Origin of the sequence: Zobellella denitrificans (genome assembly GCF_002407485.1) — a bacterium.
GTDB lineage: Bacteria > Pseudomonadota > Gammaproteobacteria > Enterobacterales > Aeromonadaceae > Oceanimonas > Oceanimonas denitrificans.
This window is the reverse complement of record NZ_CP012621.1, coordinates 374,598-391,598: the sequence shown is the minus strand read 5'-3', so window position 1 is coordinate 391,598 and position 17,001 is coordinate 374,598. Positions and strand designations below refer to the sequence as shown.

The 17,001-nt window shown below is 65.2% G+C and carries 14 protein-coding genes; 7 read left to right on the top strand and 7 right to left on the bottom strand.

Annotation, left to right across the window (positions count from 1 at the left end; all coding sequences use genetic code 11):
• The first annotated feature begins 40 nt into the window (after positions 1-40).
• The 7 genes from AN401_RS01845 (at position 41) to AN401_RS01815 (ending at position 8,544) form a co-directional block, all read left to right on the top strand.
• A complete protein-coding gene (locus tag AN401_RS01845; protein WP_096778388.1) occupies positions 41-1,021 on the top strand; it encodes an AAA family ATPase in 981 nt (326 codons plus the stop codon).
• A 453-nt stretch (positions 1,022-1,474) separates the two neighbouring features.
• Positions 1,475-3,238, top strand: a complete 1,764-nt coding sequence (locus AN401_RS01840; protein WP_096778387.1) for a cobaltochelatase CobT-related protein — start codon at positions 1,475-1,477, stop codon at positions 3,236-3,238.
• A gap of 273 nt (positions 3,239-3,511) precedes the next feature.
• Positions 3,512-4,528, top strand: a complete 1,017-nt coding sequence (locus tag AN401_RS01835) for a TRAP transporter substrate-binding protein (RefSeq protein WP_096778386.1) — start codon at positions 3,512-3,514, stop codon at positions 4,526-4,528.
• Positions 4,529-4,594: 66 nt separating this feature from the next.
• On the top strand, positions 4,595-5,146 hold the full coding sequence (locus AN401_RS01830; RefSeq protein WP_096778385.1) for a TRAP transporter small permease: 552 nt from the start codon (positions 4,595-4,597) through the stop codon (positions 5,144-5,146).
• 15 nt (positions 5,147-5,161) lie between these two features.
• Positions 5,162-6,505 (top strand): TRAP transporter large permease, encoded by a 1,344-nt coding sequence (locus AN401_RS01825; RefSeq protein WP_094039612.1) that lies wholly within the window; start codon positions 5,162-5,164, stop codon positions 6,503-6,505.
• Positions 6,506-6,616: 111 nt separating this feature from the next.
• A complete protein-coding gene (locus AN401_RS01820; RefSeq protein ID WP_094039613.1) occupies positions 6,617-7,123 on the top strand; it encodes a universal stress protein in 507 nt (168 codons plus the stop codon).
• 437 nt (positions 7,124-7,560) lie between these two features.
• Positions 7,561-8,544 (top strand): ribonuclease Z, encoded by a 984-nt coding sequence (locus AN401_RS01815; protein ID WP_096778384.1) that lies wholly within the window; start codon positions 7,561-7,563, stop codon positions 8,542-8,544.
• Between the two features lie 16 nt (positions 8,545-8,560).
• On the opposite strand, the gene AN401_RS01810 is transcribed toward AN401_RS01815, so the two are convergent.
• The 7 genes from AN401_RS01810 to AN401_RS01780 form a co-directional block, all read right to left on the bottom strand.
• On the bottom strand, positions 8,561-8,854 hold the full coding sequence (locus AN401_RS01810; protein ID WP_094039615.1) for a DUF6506 family protein: 294 nt from the start codon (positions 8,852-8,854) through the stop codon (positions 8,561-8,563).
• Positions 8,855-8,878: 24 nt separating this feature from the next.
• Positions 8,879-9,820 carry a bifunctional enoyl-CoA hydratase/phosphate acetyltransferase gene (locus tag AN401_RS01805; protein ID WP_096778383.1) on the bottom strand — a complete coding sequence of 314 codons (942 nt, stop codon included), beginning with the start codon at positions 9,818-9,820 and terminating at the stop codon, positions 8,879-8,881.
• Positions 9,821-10,106: 286 nt separating this feature from the next.
• The gene (gene xsc / locus AN401_RS01800) at positions 10,107-11,870 is read right to left on the bottom strand and encodes a sulfoacetaldehyde acetyltransferase (RefSeq protein ID WP_096778382.1); all 1,764 of its coding nucleotides are present in this window, start codon (positions 11,868-11,870) and stop codon (positions 10,107-10,109) included.
• Positions 11,871-12,231: 361 nt separating this feature from the next.
• The gene (gene pdxR, locus AN401_RS01795) at positions 12,232-13,698 is read right to left on the bottom strand and encodes a MocR-like pyridoxine biosynthesis transcription factor PdxR (protein ID WP_094039618.1); all 1,467 of its coding nucleotides are present in this window, start codon (positions 13,696-13,698) and stop codon (positions 12,232-12,234) included.
• Positions 13,699-14,105: 407 nt separating this feature from the next.
• Positions 14,106-15,530, bottom strand: a complete 1,425-nt coding sequence (locus AN401_RS01790) for an NAD(P)/FAD-dependent oxidoreductase (RefSeq protein WP_094039619.1) — start codon at positions 15,528-15,530, stop codon at positions 14,106-14,108.
• 31 nt (positions 15,531-15,561) lie between these two features.
• A complete protein-coding gene (locus tag AN401_RS01785) occupies positions 15,562-15,957 on the bottom strand; it encodes a nuclear transport factor 2 family protein (protein WP_094039620.1) in 396 nt (131 codons plus the stop codon).
• Positions 15,958-16,179: 222 nt separating this feature from the next.
• A complete protein-coding gene (locus AN401_RS01780; protein ID WP_096778381.1) occupies positions 16,180-16,920 on the bottom strand; it encodes a GntR family transcriptional regulator in 741 nt (246 codons plus the stop codon).
• Positions 16,921-17,001: the final 81 nt, after the last annotated feature.

Below are 17,001 nucleotides of genomic sequence, written 5' to 3'. Positions count from 1 at the left end.
CCTGTTTACCACCCAGTTTCAGCCAGCGAGGCCAAGCCCCATGACAGATCTGATCCACGAGCGACCCAGCCGGCGGGTGTCGGTGCGCGAGCTGTTCCATATCGACGCCGACCTCGAGGTGCCGGTGTTCGAGCACCGGGACGAGCACGTACCCGAGGCGGATCCCGCCTACTGCTTCAACCCGGACGTGACCCTGGCCATTCTCGCCGGCTTCACCCGCAACCGGCGGGTGCTGATCCAGGGACTGCACGGCACCGGCAAGTCCACCCATATCGAGCAGGTGGCCGCCCGCCTCAACTGGCCCTGCGTGCGCATCAACCTGGACGGCCACATCAGCCGGCTGGACCTGGTGGGCAAGGACACCATAGTGCTGGAGGACGGCAAGCAGATCACCCGCTTCCAGGAAGGCATGGTGCCCTGGGCCCTGCGCCGGCCGGTGGCGCTGATCTTCGACGAGTTCGACGCCGGCCGCCCGGACGTGATGTTCGTGATCCAGCGCATCCTGGAGCAGGATGGCAAGTTCACCCTGCTCGATCAGAACCAGGTGATCAGCCCCCATCCCTATTTCCGGCTGTTCGCCACCGCCAACACCGTGGGCCTGGGCAACGCCAATGGCCTCTACCACGGCACCCAGCAGGTCAACCAGGCCCAGATGGATCGCTGGAACATCGTCGCCAGCCTCGACTATCTGCCCCGGGAAGACGAGATCCGCATAGTGCAGGGCAAGGTGCCCCGTTATGCGGATGACCGTGGCCGCCAGTTGATCAGCAGCATGGTGGCGGTGGCCGAGCTGACCCGGGCCGGCTTCGCCGCCGGGGATCTGTCCACCCTGATGTCGCCGCGCACCCTGATCGCCTGGGCGGAAAACACCGAGATCTTCGGCGATCCTGCGCTGGCCTTCCGGCTCTCCTTCCTCAACAAGTGTGACGAGGCGGAGCGGGGACTGGTGGCGGAATATTACCAGCGCTGCTTCGATCAGGAACTGGCCGAATCCCAGCCCCTGCGGCTGGCGATGATATAAGCGCCTGTTTGAAGACTGTAGTCATTCAGCGATAAGGCAACAGGGCCACCTCCGCCGACACGCTGTGAATACATCCCTGTACGCTCGCACCTGCCATCCCTGGCAGGTGACGGTCGGCGGAGGTGGCCCTGTTGCCTCTTGCAAGCCCCGACGCCGTCTGATGGTGGTGCCAGCAGGCGGCGCTGAGGCGATGGGAGGACAAAGGACACAGCGAAGCCGGCCCTCCGCGCCAGGGAGGGCGCGGCGGAGCCTCCAGGGGGCAAGCTTGCTCGCCGTGACGAGCAGTTTCGGCCTGACCGAACATCCAGTGAATGTTCGCAGCAGGTCGAAACTGCGAGTGTCCTGTCTTTACGGCGTGCCGGCGGAGTAGTGCCCTTTGGCCTCTAACACCACAGGCCGGCACCTGGGCCGCCCAGCCCCGAACCCAGCCGCATCATCAACGGGATGGAAACCATGACCACCACCTCCAATTCACCCCAGGATCCGGCCGCCGCCGCCCGTCGCCAGCAGCGGCTGGAAGAACTCTGCGCCGCCCTGATCCGCGCCCAGTCGGCCCAGCCGGCGGTGCGCTACCGGGGCCACCAGCTGGAATGGCAGGGCCGCCCCTACCCCCTGCGCGCGCCCCATCTGCACCCGGAGCCGGGCCTGGACGATCTGGGCTCCTTTCGCGGCGTCGCCGACGCCATCGCCCTGCGCCTGCGCCACCAGGATCCCACCCTGCACTTGCACTGGCTGCCGGCCCCGCCGGTCGCCCGCCTGGTGTTCGAGCTGCTGGAACAGCTCCGGGTGGAATCCCTGGTCGAGGACCATCACCCGGGCAGCCGCCGCAACCTGCACCACCGCTTCAGCGCCTGGAGCAACCAGTTCCTGGCCTCGGGCCAGACCGAAAGCCATGTGGGCCTGCTGCTGTTCACCCTGGCCATGATGAGCTGGGTCCAGCTCGGCGGCGGCCCGCTGGATGAGCCGACCGAGATGCTGATCGAGTCCACCCGCATGTTCCTGCTGCGGGAAATCGGCCCCGCCTTCGGCCTGCTGCGCCGCCATCGCCAGGATCAGGGTGCCTTCGCCAAGCCCGCCCTCGACATCGCCCTCTGCCTGCACGAACTGGTGGACGGGCTGCAGCAGCGGCTGGCGGCGGACGGCAAGGGCGAGCCCTTGAGTGAAGACACCAGGAAGGCCTTCGGCCTCTTGCTGGAGCTGGAGGGAGAGGGCGACCAGGGGCCGGGCAGCAGCCCGGCGGAGCAGCAGGCCCGCCTGCGCCAGGCGGCCGAACACCTCGCCTACCGCATCTACAGCGACCGCTTCGACCGGGAGTGGCCCGCCCACCAGCGGGTGCGCCCCGAGCTGCTCGGCCGGCTGCGCGACAGCCTGGATCAACGCATCCGCGAGCAGGGCCTCAACCTCAACCTGCTCACCAAGAAGCTGCGCCGGCTGCTGGCCAGCCCCGTCGAGCAGGGCTGGCGCTTCGGCGAGGAGGAAGGCCGGCTCGACGGCCGGCGGCTGCCGACCCTGGTCACCTCCCTGGCCGACCGGCGGGTGTTCAAGCAAGAGCGCCGGCAGCCCCGGGCAGAGGCGGCGGTGACCTTTCTGATCGACAACTCCGGCTCCATGCGCCCGCACATGGAGAGCATCGCCATGCTGGTGGACAGCCTGGCCCGGGCCCTGGAGCGGATCGGCGCCCGGGTGGAGATACTGGGTTTTACCACCGGCCACTGGAACGGCGGCCAGCCGCTGCGCCAGTGGCAGCGCGACGGGCGCCCGCCGGAGCCGGGCCGGCTCAACGAACGCTGCCATGTCGTCTACAAGGCGGCACAGCTGCCCTGGCGTCGGGCCAGGAAGGACATCGCCGCCCTGCTCAAGGGCGATCTGTTCCGCGAGGGGCTGGACGGCGAGGCCCTGCTGTGGGCCGAACAGCGGCTGCTGGCGCTGCCGGCGCGGGAGCGGCTGCTGCTGGTGATCTCCGACGGCTGCCCCATGGATACCGCCACCCGCCAGGCCAACCGCCAGGACATCCTCGACCTGCACCTGCGCCAGGTCGCCAGCCGGCTGGAGCGGGAGGGGCGGCTCGCGCTCTGCGCCCTGGGGGTGGGGCTGGATCTGAGCGGCTATTACCGCCACAGCCAGTTGCTGGATCTGGACCAGGCCCTCGATAACAGGGTATTCGATGAGGTCCTGTCCCTGCTGGCCAAAGCGCGCGCGCCAGGCCGCCACAGTTAACAAAATATTTACAAAATAGTTTTTTAATTTATTGATTTTAATGTACTTTTCACCTGGCCCCAGCATGAAAAGGGAAGTGGTCCTAACCATTTCGGCGGCCTCATTTCAAGATGAACCTCAAGCCCGCTTCGGCGGGCCCGAATCAACCAGACGCCATTGACCCGCAAGGGGATGGCGGACATCGAGCCAGCAGTGGGCAACCCCGGTTGCCCGGTATCACGGAAGGTCAGCGCCCCGCCCTCGGCCGGGCCATTGCAACTGGAGCAAGTAGCCATGATATTCAAGCAACGTTTTGTGAAATCCCTGTCCTTCGCCCTCTGCCTGGGCGCCGCCGCGGCCACCAGCAGCCTGGCCCAGGCCAAAACCTTCAGGGTCGCGGTGGGCGACGGGGCCGGCGGCACCCAGCATGAGCTGGGGCTGAAATTCTCGGAAGAGCTGAAAGCGCGCACCAACGGCCAGCACGATACCCAAATGTTCCTCAACGGCCAGCTCGGCGACGAGCAGGCCACGGTCAACGACGCCGCCATGGGGCTGCTCGACTTCTCCATCCTGGCCATCAACAACGTCACCCCCTTCTCCCCCTCGGTGGGCGTGCTGACCCTGCCCTACATGGTGCAGAGCCTGGATGACGCCGTGGCCCTGACCCAGGGCGAGGTGGGCCAGCAACTGGTGGACAACACGGTGCGCGACGCCGGGGTGCGCATCGTCGGCTGGGCCTATTCCGGTTTCCGGGTGCTGACCAACTCCAAGCAGCCGGTGCAGAGCCTGAGTGACCTCAAGGCGCTCAAGGTACGGGTGCCCAACAACGAGATCATGATCGACACCTACCGCGCCTGGGGCATCAACCCCACCCCCATGGCCTGGTCCGAGACCTTCACCGGCCTGCAGCTGGGCGTGGTCGACGGGCAGGACAACCCCTACATCACCGTCTACGCCATGAAGTTCGACGAGGTACAGAAGTACATCACCAATATCCGCTACCTGTTCTCCATCGAGCCGCTGATCATGTCCGAGGCGGTGTTCCAGTCCCAGCCGGACGAGGTGCAGCAGGCCATACTGGCGGCGGGCAAGGCGGCCACCGAGCACAGCGCCCGCTGGCTGGTGGAGCAGGAAGACAAGATCAAGGCCGAGCTGACCAGCCGCGGCATGGTCATCACCGAGCCCGCCAACGGCGAACGGGAATGGATGGACAACGCCATCAGCAAGGTCTGGCCCAAGTACTACGACAAGCTGGGCGGCAAGGACAACCTGAACCGCATCCTGCAGTCCCTGGGCCGCGACGCCATCTAAGCCGCCGGCTCAGCAAAAATGCACTCGGGCCGCGCCCGGGTGCATTTTTCTCAGGGAGGAAACGTCATGACCATCGGCAAACTGATCTTCAAGATCCTCGATAACATAGAAAGGGTGATTTGCAGCACCCTGCTCGCCACCTTTGTGGTGATCCTGTTCATCCAGATTATTTCGCGGCAGCTGTTCAACCACTCCCTGTCCTGGAGCGAGGAATTGTCTACCTACATGTTCGTCTGGTTCGTCTATTTCGGCGCCAGCTATGCCACCAAGCTGGCGGCCCACAACAGGGTGACCTTTCAGTTCAAGCTCTTCCCGCCCAAAGTGGCGGTGATCTCGGAGGCCCTGGCGGACCTGATCTGGGTCTGTTTCAACGGCTACTTCGTCTGGCTGAGCTACGACTTCGTGTTCAACAAGATGAACCTGTTCTGGAAATCCCAGACCCTGGGTTTTCCGATGAAGTACGTCTACATGATATTGCCCATCGCCTTCGCGCTGATGACGCTGCGCATCCTGCAGGTCAACTACTACAAGCTGGTCAGGGGCATCGACATCCGGGATCCCGAGTCCCTGGAGGTCGAGAAGTTGATCGAATCCTCGGGCCAACCCAAGTCGAGTTAAGGCAGGAGCACCCCCATGGTTGAATCATCCGTCGTCATGATACTGTTCGGGAGCTTCCTGGCCCTGCTGCTGCTCGGGGCGCCCATCAGCGTCTCGCTGGGCGTCTCGGCGCTGGCCTCCTTCCTCTACCTGGGCGAAAACCCGATCAAGTTCGTGCAGATCGCCTTTACCTCGGTCGGTTCCTTTCCGCTGATGGCCCTGCCCGCCTTTATCCTGGCCGGGGCCCTGATGGAGGCCGCCGGCATTTCCAAACGGCTGGTGGACCTGGCCGAAAGTTTCGCCGGCCCCTTCACCGGCGGCATGTCCGCCGCCACCGTCATGGCCTGCATGTTCTTCGGCGCCATCTCCGGCTCGGGCCCGGCCACCACCGCCGCCGTGGGCATGCTGATGATCCCGGCCATGGTGCAGCGCGGCTACGGCAAGGGCTACGCCTCGGCCATCACCGCCTCCTCCGGCGGCCTGGGGGTGGTGATACCGCCCTCCATTCCCATGGTGATCTTCGGCATCTCGGCCATGGGGCTGATGGCGCCACCCGAGGCCATTGCCCAGCACGGCCAGTTCCAGTCGGTGTCCATTCCCAAGCTGTTTATCGCCGGCTTCCTGCCTGGCCTGGTGCTGTCCTGCGGCCTGCTGATCATGAACTATTTCCTGTGCCGCAAGCACGGCTACAAGGGCACCACCGAGGGCTGGTCCGCCGGCCACACCCTGGCCGCCCTGCGCAAGGGCATCTGGTCGGTGCTGGCGCCCATCGTCATCCTGGGCGGCATCTACAGTGGCCTGTTCACGCCCACCGAGTCCGCCATCGTCGCCATCTTCTACACCCTGGTGATCGGCTTTCTCGTGCACAAGGAGCTGAAGTTCAAGGACGTGCTGCGCTCGCTGGAAACCACCACCTGGCTGACCGGACGGGTGCTGCTGATCCTGTTCACCGCCACCGTGTTCGGCCGCCTGCTGGTGGAAAACCAGATCCCGGCCATCGTCGCCGCCTCCATGCTGGAGATGACCACCAACATCTACCTGATCTGGGCGCTGATCATCTTCTTTCTGCTGTTCGTGGGCATGTTCATGGAGACCCTGGCCGCCATCATGATCCTGACGCCGGTGCTGCTGCCGGTGGCCTACAACCTGGGGATAGACCCCATCCACTTCGGCATAGTGGTGGTGTGCTGCCTGTCCATCGGCTTCCAGACCCCGCCGCTCGGCGAGAACCTGTTCATCGCCTCCGGGGTGTCGGGCACCTCCATCGAGGAGATTTCGGTACGGGCCCTGCCCTTCGCCCTGACGTCGGTGATCGCCGTCTTCATCATCGCCTATGTGCCGCAGATAGCCCTGTTCCTGCCCGGCTTGCTGGGCTATTAGCACAAGCCGCCGCCGGGCTGACCCAGGTCAAGGACAAGCCCCGGCGGCGGCACCATACTGTTACCCAGAGGCCGCCATGCCGAAGCCTGATCACCGAAAAGGAGTGTCCAGATGCTGCCCCAAGTGAACAAGATCCTCTACTGCACCGATCTCTCCAAGAACGCCTCCTACGCCTTCCAGTACGCCGTCTACCTGGCCAGGCAGACCGGCGCCGACATCCATGTGCTGAACGTGGTGGAGCAACTGTCCGGTGACGAGAAGCTGACCCTGCAGTCCTACATCCTCAACCAGAGCAGCCGGGAGGAGTTCCTGCACCAGCGGCTCAACCACGCCAGGGCCCAGTTGCAGCAACGGCAGGATTATTTCTGGGAGGTGATCGCCCCCACCGAAAAGGCGCTGCGCACCAAGATCGTCGGCTGCGAAGTGGTGGAGGGCTACCCGGTGCAGACCATACTCCGCCGCTCCCGGGAGCTGGGTTGCGATCTTATCGTGATGGGCGCCCACGAAAAGGGCTGGCTGCACACCCTGCTCGGCAGCGTGGCCAAGAACGTGCTGCGCGAGTCGCGCATCCCCACCCTGATCGTGCCCCGGCCGGAGAAAAAAGCGCCGGCTGAATGATGCCCTTCTGCCGGGAGCTTGTTCAGGATATTCGCAGAGCTGTCTGCTATGCCCGAGTGAAGAGGCAACAGGGCTACCTTCGCCGACCGTCACCTGCCAGGGGGCGCGAAGCGCCTAGCACCGCCGCCAGCATCGCGAAGCGATGATACGGCGGTTTCTGCAACATCCGGCAGGTGCGAGCCTACAGGGGGCGAGCTTGCTCGCCGCGACGAGCGGTTTCGGCCTGACCGAACCTCCAGCGCATGTTCGCAGCAGGTCGAAACAGCGAGTGTCATATATTGCGGCGTGTCGGCGGAGGTAGCTCTGTTGACTCCTTGCTGGATGAGTGACAGACATCTTTGTAACGATCGCAAACAGCGTCCAGAAAGTGACTCCGGATTCCCCATCCCGGCGCTTGCGGTTACCATCAAGGGACTCCTTTTTCGTCGGCGCAGCGCATGGAACTGATCTTCCTCGGCACCTCCTCCGGTACCCCCACCAAGAGCCGCAACGTCTCCGGCCTGGCCCTGCGCAGGGCCGGCGCCCGCGCCTGGTGCCTGATCGACTGCGGCGAAGGCACCCAGCACCGGCTGCTGCATACCCGGCTGTCGCCGATGCAGCTCGACACCCTGCTGATCACCCATGTGCACGGCGACCACTGCTACGGCCTGCCCGGGCTGCTGGCCAGCGCCGCCCTGGCCGGGCGCACGGCGCCGCTGCGCATCATCGCCCCAGCGCCCATCGCGGCTTTTATCGAGTGCGTGGCCCGGCTGAGCGATCTCCGGCTCGACTTCCCCATCGATTTCGTGCCGGTCGAATCGCTGCAGGCCCCCCTGGCGGTGCAGGATTTCACGCTGGAAGCGGTGGCCCTGTCCCACCGGGTGCCGAGTTATGCCTATGTGTTTACCGAAACCCGGGTGGAAGCCAAGCTGGATGTGACCCGGCTGACCGCCGAGGGCATTCCCGCCGGCCCGCTGTGGGGCCGGCTGCACCGGGGGGAGGAGCTGGAGTTCGAGGGACGGCGCCTCAGGGGGCAGGACTACCGGCTGCCCGAACGGGCGCCGCGCAAGGTGATCATCGCCGGTGACAACGACAGCCCCGCCCTGCTGGCGGAGGCCGCCCGGGGCGCCTGCCTGCTGGTGCACGAGGCCACCTACACCCGGGAAGTGGCCGAGCGCCTGGGACCGGCGCCCCAACACAGCGACGCCGAGCGGGTGGCCCGCTTCGCCGAACAGGCCGGCCTGCCCAACCTGATCCTCACCCACTTCAGCCCCCGCTACCAGGACGGTGCCGGCTCGCCCCATATCGACGAGATAGCGGCGGAAGCCCGCGCCCATTACGGGGGCAGGCTGGTGCTGGCACGGGATCTGGATCACTACCGGCTGAGCCGGCAGGGGGAGCTGGAAACGGCCGCTCCTCGCCGGGCCGGCCGTCAGCCATAAAGCGGCCTCGAGGGGGTCAGGGCCAGTCGACCCGGCCCTGGTCTTCGGGCCGGTAGCTTACCCGCCCCAGGGGCACGTGATCCTGGATCGCTGCGCGGATCTGCGCTTCCTCCTCGGCGCTGAAGCCGCCGCACAGCTCGATAAGCTCGATGCGCCGGGTCAGCATTTCCTGGGCGGCCATGACCGCCTCCTCCAGGGTACGCACCCCGGCCACGGCGATGTCGAAGCCGTCGCTCTTGATGCGGCCGTGGTGCTTGAACAGCTCCAGGTCCGGCCCCTTGACGATAAAACCATAACGACTGAGTGACATGGGCAGCTCCTTTCGGGTCGAGGCTCAGGCCACCGCGGCGCGGCTGGCCTGGTGGGCACAATGGAGGGCGGCCAGGGCGCAGGACGCCAGCCGGGCCTCGGGCGGATCGGCGCGGGAGGTGAGGATGATCGGCACCCTGGCGCCCAGCACCAGGCCGGCGGCGGTGGCGCCCATAAAGTACACCATCTGCTTGAACAGGAAGTTGCCCGACTCCAGGTTGGGCACCAGCAGGATGTCCGCCTGCCCCGGCACCCGGCCGCGGATGCCCTTGATGGCCGCCGCCTCCGCCGAGACCGCATTGTCGAAGGCCAGCGGCCCTTCCACCAGGGCGCCGGGCAGGGCCCCCATGGCCGCCAGCTTGACCAGCTCGGCGGCGTCCAGGCTGGAAGGCATGCTCTTGCTCACCTCCTCGGTGCCCGACAGCACCGCCACCTTGGGCTCGGGGTTGCCCAGGGCGTGCATCAGGCCGATGGCGTTGCGGGCGATGTGCAGCTTGTCGAGCACCGTCGGCTGGACGTTGATCACCGCATCGGTGATGCACAGGGCCTTGCAGCTGCCCGGCACCGTCATGTGGAACAGGTGGCTCAGCCGGCTGTCGGTGCGCAGCCCGGCGGACTTGTTCAGCACCGCCCGCAGCAGGATATCGGTATGCACATGGCCCTTCATGATGGCGTCGGCCTCGCCCTGGCTGACCAGGGCGACGCCCAGGCGGGCGGCCTCGGTTTCGTCGGCGGCCGGCACCAGGCGCAGGCCGTCCAGCGTCCAGCCCATGGCCTGGGCCTGATGTCGCATGACGGCCACATCCCCCACCAGTATCGGCTCGATCAGCCCCTGCTCCCGGGCCAGCCGGGCGCTGGCCAGGGACACGGCGTTGACCGGGTTGATCACCACAGTGGTGACCCTGGGGTGCTGGCGGGCCAGGGCCAGCAAGTGGGGCGGGCATTCCTTGGGCGCGGTATTGAGCATGATTCCCTTCCTGTTCGACAGAAGACCACCGGAGGCCACTGGCACAATGGCATCGGGTTGTGTTCCGGTATCGGCAGACTGGCATAAACAGGCGACACCCATGTCAGAAGAGACGGACAAAGGGAACCGCTCCGCCGACCGTCACATGCCAGGGATGGCATGTGCGAGCCTACATGGATGTACTTGCGGCGTGTCGGAGGAGTGGGCCCTTTGGCCGGCTCATGCCAGTAAAACAGACGGCTTGATGATAAAGCCGAGCTGCCCGCCGTGGCGGGCAGCTTCCTTATCAGCAATAGTCCTTGTACTTGTCCAGGTGACGCACCGGCTTGGACAGGGCGTCGCGGCGGAAAGGGTCGCCCAGCTCGCGGGTGCACATGATCTCGATGACGGTGGTCTTGCCCTCCTCCATCTGGCGCGCGATGGCGGCCTTCAGGGCCGGGCCCACGTCTTCCAGCTTGTCCACCGTCACCCCTTCGGCACCCATGGCGCGGGCGATGTCGGCGAAGCTGGGGTTTTCCAGATCGCCGGCCACGAAGCGGCGGTTGTAGAAGTCGACCTGGTTCTTCTTCTCCGCGCCCCACTGGCGGTTGTGGAACACGATGGAGGTCACCGGAATGTGTTCGCGTACGCAGGTCATGATCTCCATCATCGACATGCCCCAGGCACCGTCACCGGCGTAGGAAATGGCCGGACGATGGGGCGCGGCGGTCTTGGCGCCGATGATGGTCGGCAGGGCGTAACCGCAGTTGCCGAAGCTCATGGCGGCGAAGAAGGAGCGCGGCTTCTCGAAGCGCAGGTAGCTGTTGGCCACCGAGTTGATGTTGCCGATGTCGGTGGACACCATCACGTCCTCGGGCATGGCCTTTTCCAGCTCGCGCAGCACCTGGCGCGGATGCAGGTAGCTGCCCTGCTCTTCCGCCTGCTCGGCGATCATGTCCAGGGAATAGTCGTCCTTCTCGTGGATCCACTGATCCAGCTCCGCTTCCCAGGCCGCTTTTTCGGCGGCGATCTCACTGGCGCGGGCACCCTTGTTTTCCAGGCAGGCGACGTTGAGGTTCTGCAGCCGCTCGAGGATGGAGACGGCGGCGGCCTTGGCGTCACCGCACACGCCGACGGAAATCTTCTTCACCAGGCCCAGCATCTTGGCGTCGCAGTCCACCTGGATGATCTTGGCCTGCTTCGGCCAGTAGTCCAGGCCGTGCTGGGGCAGGGTGCCGAACGGCCCCAGGCGGGTACCCAGTGCCAGCACCACGTCGGCGCGGGAGATAAGCTTCATGCCGGCCTTGGAGCCCTGGTAGCCCAGCGGGCCGCACCACAGCGGGTGGCTGGCCGGGAAGGAGTCGTTATGCAGGTAGCTGTTGACCACGGGGGCCCCCAGGAACTCGGCCAGGGCCTTGCACTCCTCCACCGCGTCGGCCATCACCACGCCGCCGCCGGAGATGATCACCGGGTTCCTGGCTTCGGCCAGCAGGGTGGCCGCCTGCTGCAGGCTCTGCTCGCCGCCGGCGCCGCGCTCGATGCGGATCGGCTGGGGGATCTCCACGTTGATGTCACCGTAGAAGAAGTCCCGCGGAATGTTGAGCTGGGTGGGGCCGTTTTCCAGCATGGCCCGGTCGAAGCAGCGGGCGGTGAACTCGGCCATCCGCGCCGGGTTGGCCACGTGGCCCTGGTACTTGGTGATGGTCTCGAAGAAGGGCAACTGCTGCGCTTCCTGGAAGCCGCCCAGGCCCTGGGTCATGGAGCCGGTTTCCGGGGTGATGCACACCACCGGGCTGTGGGCCCAGTAGGCGGCGGCGATGGCGGTCACGAAGTTGGTGATGCCGGGGCCGTTCTGGGCGATACAGACGCCGTGCCGGCCGCTGACCCGGGCGTAGCCGTCGGCCATGTGGCCGGCGCCCTGCTCGTGCACCGTGGGGATCAGGCGGATGCCCGCCGGGGCGAAGATGTCCATGGCGTCCATGAAGGCGGAGCCCATGATGCCGAAGATATCGGTTACACCGTTGGCCGCCAGGGTTTCGACCATGGCTTCACTGGGAGTCATACGTGGCATAGCTGTCTTCCTTTTTGCTGGTTCCTGTCGGTGACGGTGGTGGCCGTCACCCCGGAGGGTTCAATCCAATGTTTCGGTTCAAGCAGGTTTTCATTTGTTTGTTATTGGTTCTGTGGTGAATCGGCCACCGCCGGCCGCCTCGTTCCGGGCTTCCCCTCCCGGATGTCGGCGGGGCGAATGGCGCCTGCTGGCTGCGATGTGATTCACTGGAGCTAGATTAGGAAGTGGGGGGGGAAGAGAGTAGGACCAGTTCCGTAACAACGGTTACGCCAGCCATAAAGCACTTAATAATCAATTAATTGAAAAACAAGAGAGGCGCCCGACGGCGCCCCTCGTTAACAAGTGGTCAACATGAAGGGACTCAGACCATATCCTCGATCAGCTCCACCAGCGCCTTGATGCCGGGGCGGATCCTGGCGGCGGGGATGGAAGAGTAGCCCAGGCGGAAGTAGTTGAGCGGCACCGGCTCGGCCAGAAAATGGATGTCGCCGGGTTCGATCAGGATGCCCCGATCCGCCGCCTCCTTGCGCAGGATGCGGCTGTCCAGCCCCTCGGGGCCGCGCACCCAGTAGCAGGAGCCGCCGAAGCTGGGCTGGCGGCTGGAGGACGGCAGGTATTCATCCAGCGCCGCGCCCATTTCCTGCCAGCGCTCCTCGTAGGCCTTGGCGATGTTCATGATCAGGGCGTCGTGGTAGCCCCGCTCCAGGAACAGCGCCACCGAACGCTGGTTGTTGGCCGCCGGGTGGCGCAGCATCAGCCGGCGCAGGGCGCGCGCCTCGCGGATAAGCTCCGCCGGCCCCACCAGGTAGCCCAGGCGCAGTCCCGGCGCCAGGGTCTTGGACAGGCTGCCCACGTAGAGCACCCTGTCGTTCTTGTCCAGGCTCTTCAGGGCCGGAATGGGGTTGGTCCTGAAGTTGCTCTCGCTCTCGTAGTCGTCCTCGATGATCAAAAAGTCCTGCTCGCTGGCCTTGTCCAGCAGCGCATAGCGCCGCTCCAGCGGCATGGTCACCGTGGTGGGGCACTGGTGGCTGGGGGTGCTGTAGACGAGATCACAGCCATCGAGCCGTTCGTCGACGATCAGTCCCTGTTCGTCCACCGGCAACGGACGCACCTTGGCCGGGTTCATGGTGGCGATATTGCGGATATCCACATAGCCCGGATCCTCGATGCCGATGGTGCTGTCGCCGTCCAGCAGCAGCCGGGCCAGCATGTACAGCGCCTGCTGGGCGCCCACCGTCACCAGGATCTGGTCCGCCGAGGCCCAGACTCCGCGCCGGGGCAGCAACCGGGTACGGATCTGCTCGATCAGCAGGGGATCGTCGTTGTCGAACCGGTCCGAGGCCCAGTCCCGGATCGCCGGCACGCTCACCGCGTCACGGCAGCATTCGCGCCAGTTGTTGCTGGGGAACAGGCTGGGGTCGAACTGGCCGTAGATAAAGGGATAGGGATACTTCTGCCAGTCCTTGGGCTTGGTGATGTTTTGCTGGCTGCCCGGGCGGATCTTGAGCTTGCGGGCCCAGTCGGGCGCATGGCCGCCCTCGAGCGGGTTTTCCTTGGCTGGCACCTCGGGCTGGCGCGACAGTATCTCGGGGTTGACGAAATAGCCGCTGCGCTCGCGGGCGATGAGATAACCGTCGTCCAGCAGGTGCTCGTAGGCCAGCACCACCGTATTGCGGGCGATGCACAGCTGCTTGGCCAGCTTGCGGCTGGAGGGCAGCGGGCTGTCCTGGGGAATGTTGCCGTTGAGGATGGCGGCGGCGATCTGCTCGCGCAGCTGTTGCTGCAGGCTGGTGCTTTTTTCCGTGGAGAGGTGAAACAGCTGGAACATGGTGACTCAACTTACCTGTCGATGCATGGCCCTGCGGGCCGGAACAACCCAGTTTGACCCTTTTTGCTGCCGCTTGTAAACCACAGGGCAACATATTGAAAACAAAATGGAAACGCCGGGGCATCGGCTCCCGGCGTGGTTCAGGCGAACTAGAGCACCGAACAATTCATAAAACGACCAATTAGCTATTTGTTGTCTGTTGCAACCTAGAGAGAGTCAACAGAGCCACCTCCGCCGGCCCTCCGCGCCAGGAAGGGCGCGGCGGAGCCCCCATGGATGGGTTTACGGCGTGCCGGAGGAGTAGCACCCTTTGGCCGACGGCCTCTGCCTCGCCAGAATCAACAATGCCTTCGACCAAAAGCGTATCAGAGCCGCCTCAGTTTTAAACTATATGATGCTCTATACCATTACAGGTGTTCGTCGCGCAGGTGGTACCAGTGGTAGAGCATGCGCTGGCCCAGGCGGCGGAAGGGCGCGAACAGGTGTCCCGGCAGCGGCGAGTTGTAGATGGGCAGCTCGAACCCCTCGCGGATACCCGCGATGCGCTGGGCCATGCGCCGGCCGGCATGGGCCGAGAACATGACGCCGTTGCCGCCGTAGCCCAGGGCGTAGAAGATCTGCTCCCTTTCATCCGGCTGGGCGATGCGCGGCATCATGTCGTGGCTGACGTCCACCCAGCCCCACCAGGAGTAGTCGATCTTGATGCCCTTGAGCGCCGGAAACTTGCGGTGCATGCCGTCGATCAGCACCTGCAGGTGCTTGGGATTGTGGGCATCGGCGCCGGTGATGGAACTGCGGCTGCCGATCTGCAGCCGGTTGTCGGGCAGCTTGCGGTAGTAATAGCGCAGGGTACGGGTGTCGGTGATCACCTCGTTGGTGATGAAATTGCACTGGGCAATCTCGCTGTCGGTCATCGGCCGGGTCACCAGGGAGTTGGACAGTATCGGCATGATCTTGCTGCGCAGGCTCTGGTGCAGCCCCTGGGAGGTATAGCCGCCGGTAGCCACCCCCACCGCCCGGGCCCGCACCACCCCGCCCGGGGTCTGCAGGTAGTGCACGCCGTTGCGGGTCTCCCAGCCCAGCACCGGGCTGGAGGGATGGATGGTGGCGCCCAGCTCCCGCGCCATGCGGTGATAGCCCTGGGCCAGCTTGAGCGGATGCACGCCGATGCCGTCCGGCTCGTGCATGGCGCCCACCGCCTCCGCCTCGTTCACGTAGTTGCGGCTGAGGGTGGCCTTGTCCAGCAGCTCGGTGTGGTAGTTGAACTGCTCCCGCAGCACCTTGGCCTCGGCCTCCAGCTTGCGCATGGCCTTGTCCCGGTGGGCAATGTAGAGGTGGCCGCCGTCCTGGGGATTGCAGTCGATGTTGCCGTCCCGGATCAGCCCCCTGAAGGTGTCGAAGCCCTCGCGCACCTCCTCGTGCATGCGCCGGGCGGTGTCCAGGCCCCAGCGCTGGATCCACTGGGAGCGGCTGAGCCGGCCCGAGGCGTTCTGGGCCTGGCCGCCGTTGCGGCTGGTGCAGCCCCAGCTGACCTGGTTAGCCTCCAGCACCGTGGCCTTGATGCCGTGCTCCTTCGCCAGGAAGACGGCGCAGGACAGGCCGGTAAATCCGCTGCCGATGATGACCACGTCCACATCCATGTCGGCGGTGACCGGGCCGTCGTCTTCCGGCGGGGTGCCGGCGGTGGCCACCCAGTAGGTCGGTGCGTACTGCTGGCCCCGTCCCGGGGTGGCGGCCACCAGGGGATCGTAGCTGGGATCGTAACGGTCCAGCACGGTTTTGGCCTGGGCCGGCTGGCGGAGTTCCGCCTGGGTGTTGTTGGCAATATCCATATTCGTGTTCCCCGAGATCAGGTGGTGGCGGTTACTGGGGATCCAGCAGGGGGCGGTCCTTGCGGAACGCCTGCTTCAGGACCAGTTTGCCGTCCTTGAGGGTGAAGACATCGACCCCGTCGGCTTCGATGCGGCGGCCGTCCGGACAGGTGGCGCAGAAGGTCCACTGGGACACGGCCCGGTCGCCGGCGGCGAAGTGGCTGGTGCCTTGCCAGCTGACGTCGGGATAGGTGGTCCAGACCTTGACGAAGGCGGCGGCCACGGCCTCGGCACCGCTGAAGCGGGTCCCGAAGGCCTCGCTGCCGGCGGCGCCCTCGAACACGCAGTCGTCGGCCATGCAGGCCATGACGCCCTCGATATCGTGGCGGTTAAAGGCGGCGAACAACTGCTCGAGCAGGGCGACGGTTTTCTGGTTTTCGGCTGACATCAGATTCTCCCTTGGCCACCGGAGGTGGCGGTGAACGGACACCGGCAGCGGGACTGCCGTTTACATGTTCACAACATTAGGAGCCGGGCCTCGATACCGGTAGCGCCAGTTGGCGGCATCGACTTGGACCACAAAATAAGTATTTGGAAATCAGATGGATAGGTGAAAGGAAGAGAGAGGAAACGGCGTGGGCGGCCAGGCCGCCCCACGCGTTGGGGAGTATCAGCGGCGGCGGCCACTCTGTTTTTTCACCACACCGGAGAACACCACGTGCAGATCGGTGGAAGCGGACTCGTTATCCAGGTTCAGCTTGGCCTCGATATGATCCAAGTGCTCCTTCATCATGGTCACGGCCTTGTCCTTGTCGCCCGACTCGATGGCCTTGAGCAGCTCTTCGTGCTCGTTGAAGGAACAGTGGGCCTTGTGGCCGACCTCGTACTGGGCGATGATCAGCGAGGTCTGGGACACCACGCTGCGCTGGAAATTGAGCAGCGGCGTGTTGTTGGCCATATGGGCCAACTCCAGGTGGAACTCGCCGGACAGACGGATGCCGGTGCCCCGATCGCCCCGGGCGAAGGCGTCCTGCTCTTCCTGCACCATGGTGCGCATGCGGGCCAGGCTCTCGGGCGTGGCGTGCTCGACCGCCAGTTCGGTCACCGCCAGCTCCACCACCCGGCGGGCGGCGAAGATCTGCCGGGCTTCTTCCACGCTGGGGGCCGCCACCACCGCGCCACGGTTGGGCCGGATGCTGACCACCTGCTCGTGGGACAGCCGCAGCAGGGCGCGGCGGATAATGGTCCGGCTGACGCCGAAGATCTCGCCCAGGGCTTCCTCGCTGAGCTTGGTGCCCGGCGCCAGCCGCTGTTCGAGAATGGCGTCGAAGATATGTTCGTAAACGATATCGTCCTGAGTGTTTGAGCTCGACTTGACAGGTCTTGGCTCCAGTTGACTGAGTGAACTCATGTTTAGGTTTCCAGTTACGGCCTGTATCTACGGCGGAGTACCGCATTCCTTGCCGGTTAATAAATTGTTATTGCTCTCGTA

Bases quoted from the DNA above. Each gene is read 5' to 3' on its own strand.
- AN401_RS01845 (WP_096778388.1), top strand. From the start codon at position 41: ATGACAGATCTGATCCACGAGCGACCCAGCCGGCGGGTGTCGGTGCGC.
- AN401_RS01840 (WP_096778387.1), top strand. From the start codon at position 1,475: ATGACCACCACCTCCAATTCACCCCAGGATCCGGCCGCCGCCGCCCGT.
- AN401_RS01835 (WP_096778386.1), top strand. From the start codon at position 3,512: ATGATATTCAAGCAACGTTTTGTGAAATCCCTGTCCTTCGCCCTCTGC.
- AN401_RS01830 (WP_096778385.1), top strand. From the start codon at position 4,595: ATGACCATCGGCAAACTGATCTTCAAGATCCTCGATAACATAGAAAGG.
- AN401_RS01825 (WP_094039612.1), top strand. From the start codon at position 5,162: ATGGTTGAATCATCCGTCGTCATGATACTGTTCGGGAGCTTCCTGGCC.
- AN401_RS01820 (WP_094039613.1), top strand. From the start codon at position 6,617: ATGCTGCCCCAAGTGAACAAGATCCTCTACTGCACCGATCTCTCCAAG.
- AN401_RS01815 (WP_096778384.1), top strand. From the start codon at position 7,561: ATGGAACTGATCTTCCTCGGCACCTCCTCCGGTACCCCCACCAAGAGC.
- AN401_RS01810 (WP_094039615.1), bottom strand. From the start codon at position 8,854: ATGTCACTCAGTCGTTATGGTTTTATCGTCAAGGGGCCGGACCTGGAG.
- AN401_RS01805 (WP_096778383.1), bottom strand. From the start codon at position 9,820: ATGCTCAATACCGCGCCCAAGGAATGCCCGCCCCACTTGCTGGCCCTG.
- xsc (WP_096778382.1), bottom strand. From the start codon at position 11,870: ATGCCACGTATGACTCCCAGTGAAGCCATGGTCGAAACCCTGGCGGCC.
- pdxR (WP_094039618.1), bottom strand. From the start codon at position 13,698: ATGTTCCAGCTGTTTCACCTCTCCACGGAAAAAAGCACCAGCCTGCAG.
- AN401_RS01790 (WP_094039619.1), bottom strand. From the start codon at position 15,530: ATGGATATTGCCAACAACACCCAGGCGGAACTCCGCCAGCCGGCCCAG.
- AN401_RS01785 (WP_094039620.1), bottom strand. From the start codon at position 15,957: ATGTCAGCCGAAAACCAGAAAACCGTCGCCCTGCTCGAGCAGTTGTTC.
- AN401_RS01780 (WP_096778381.1), bottom strand. From the start codon at position 16,920: ATGAGTTCACTCAGTCAACTGGAGCCAAGACCTGTCAAGTCGAGCTCA.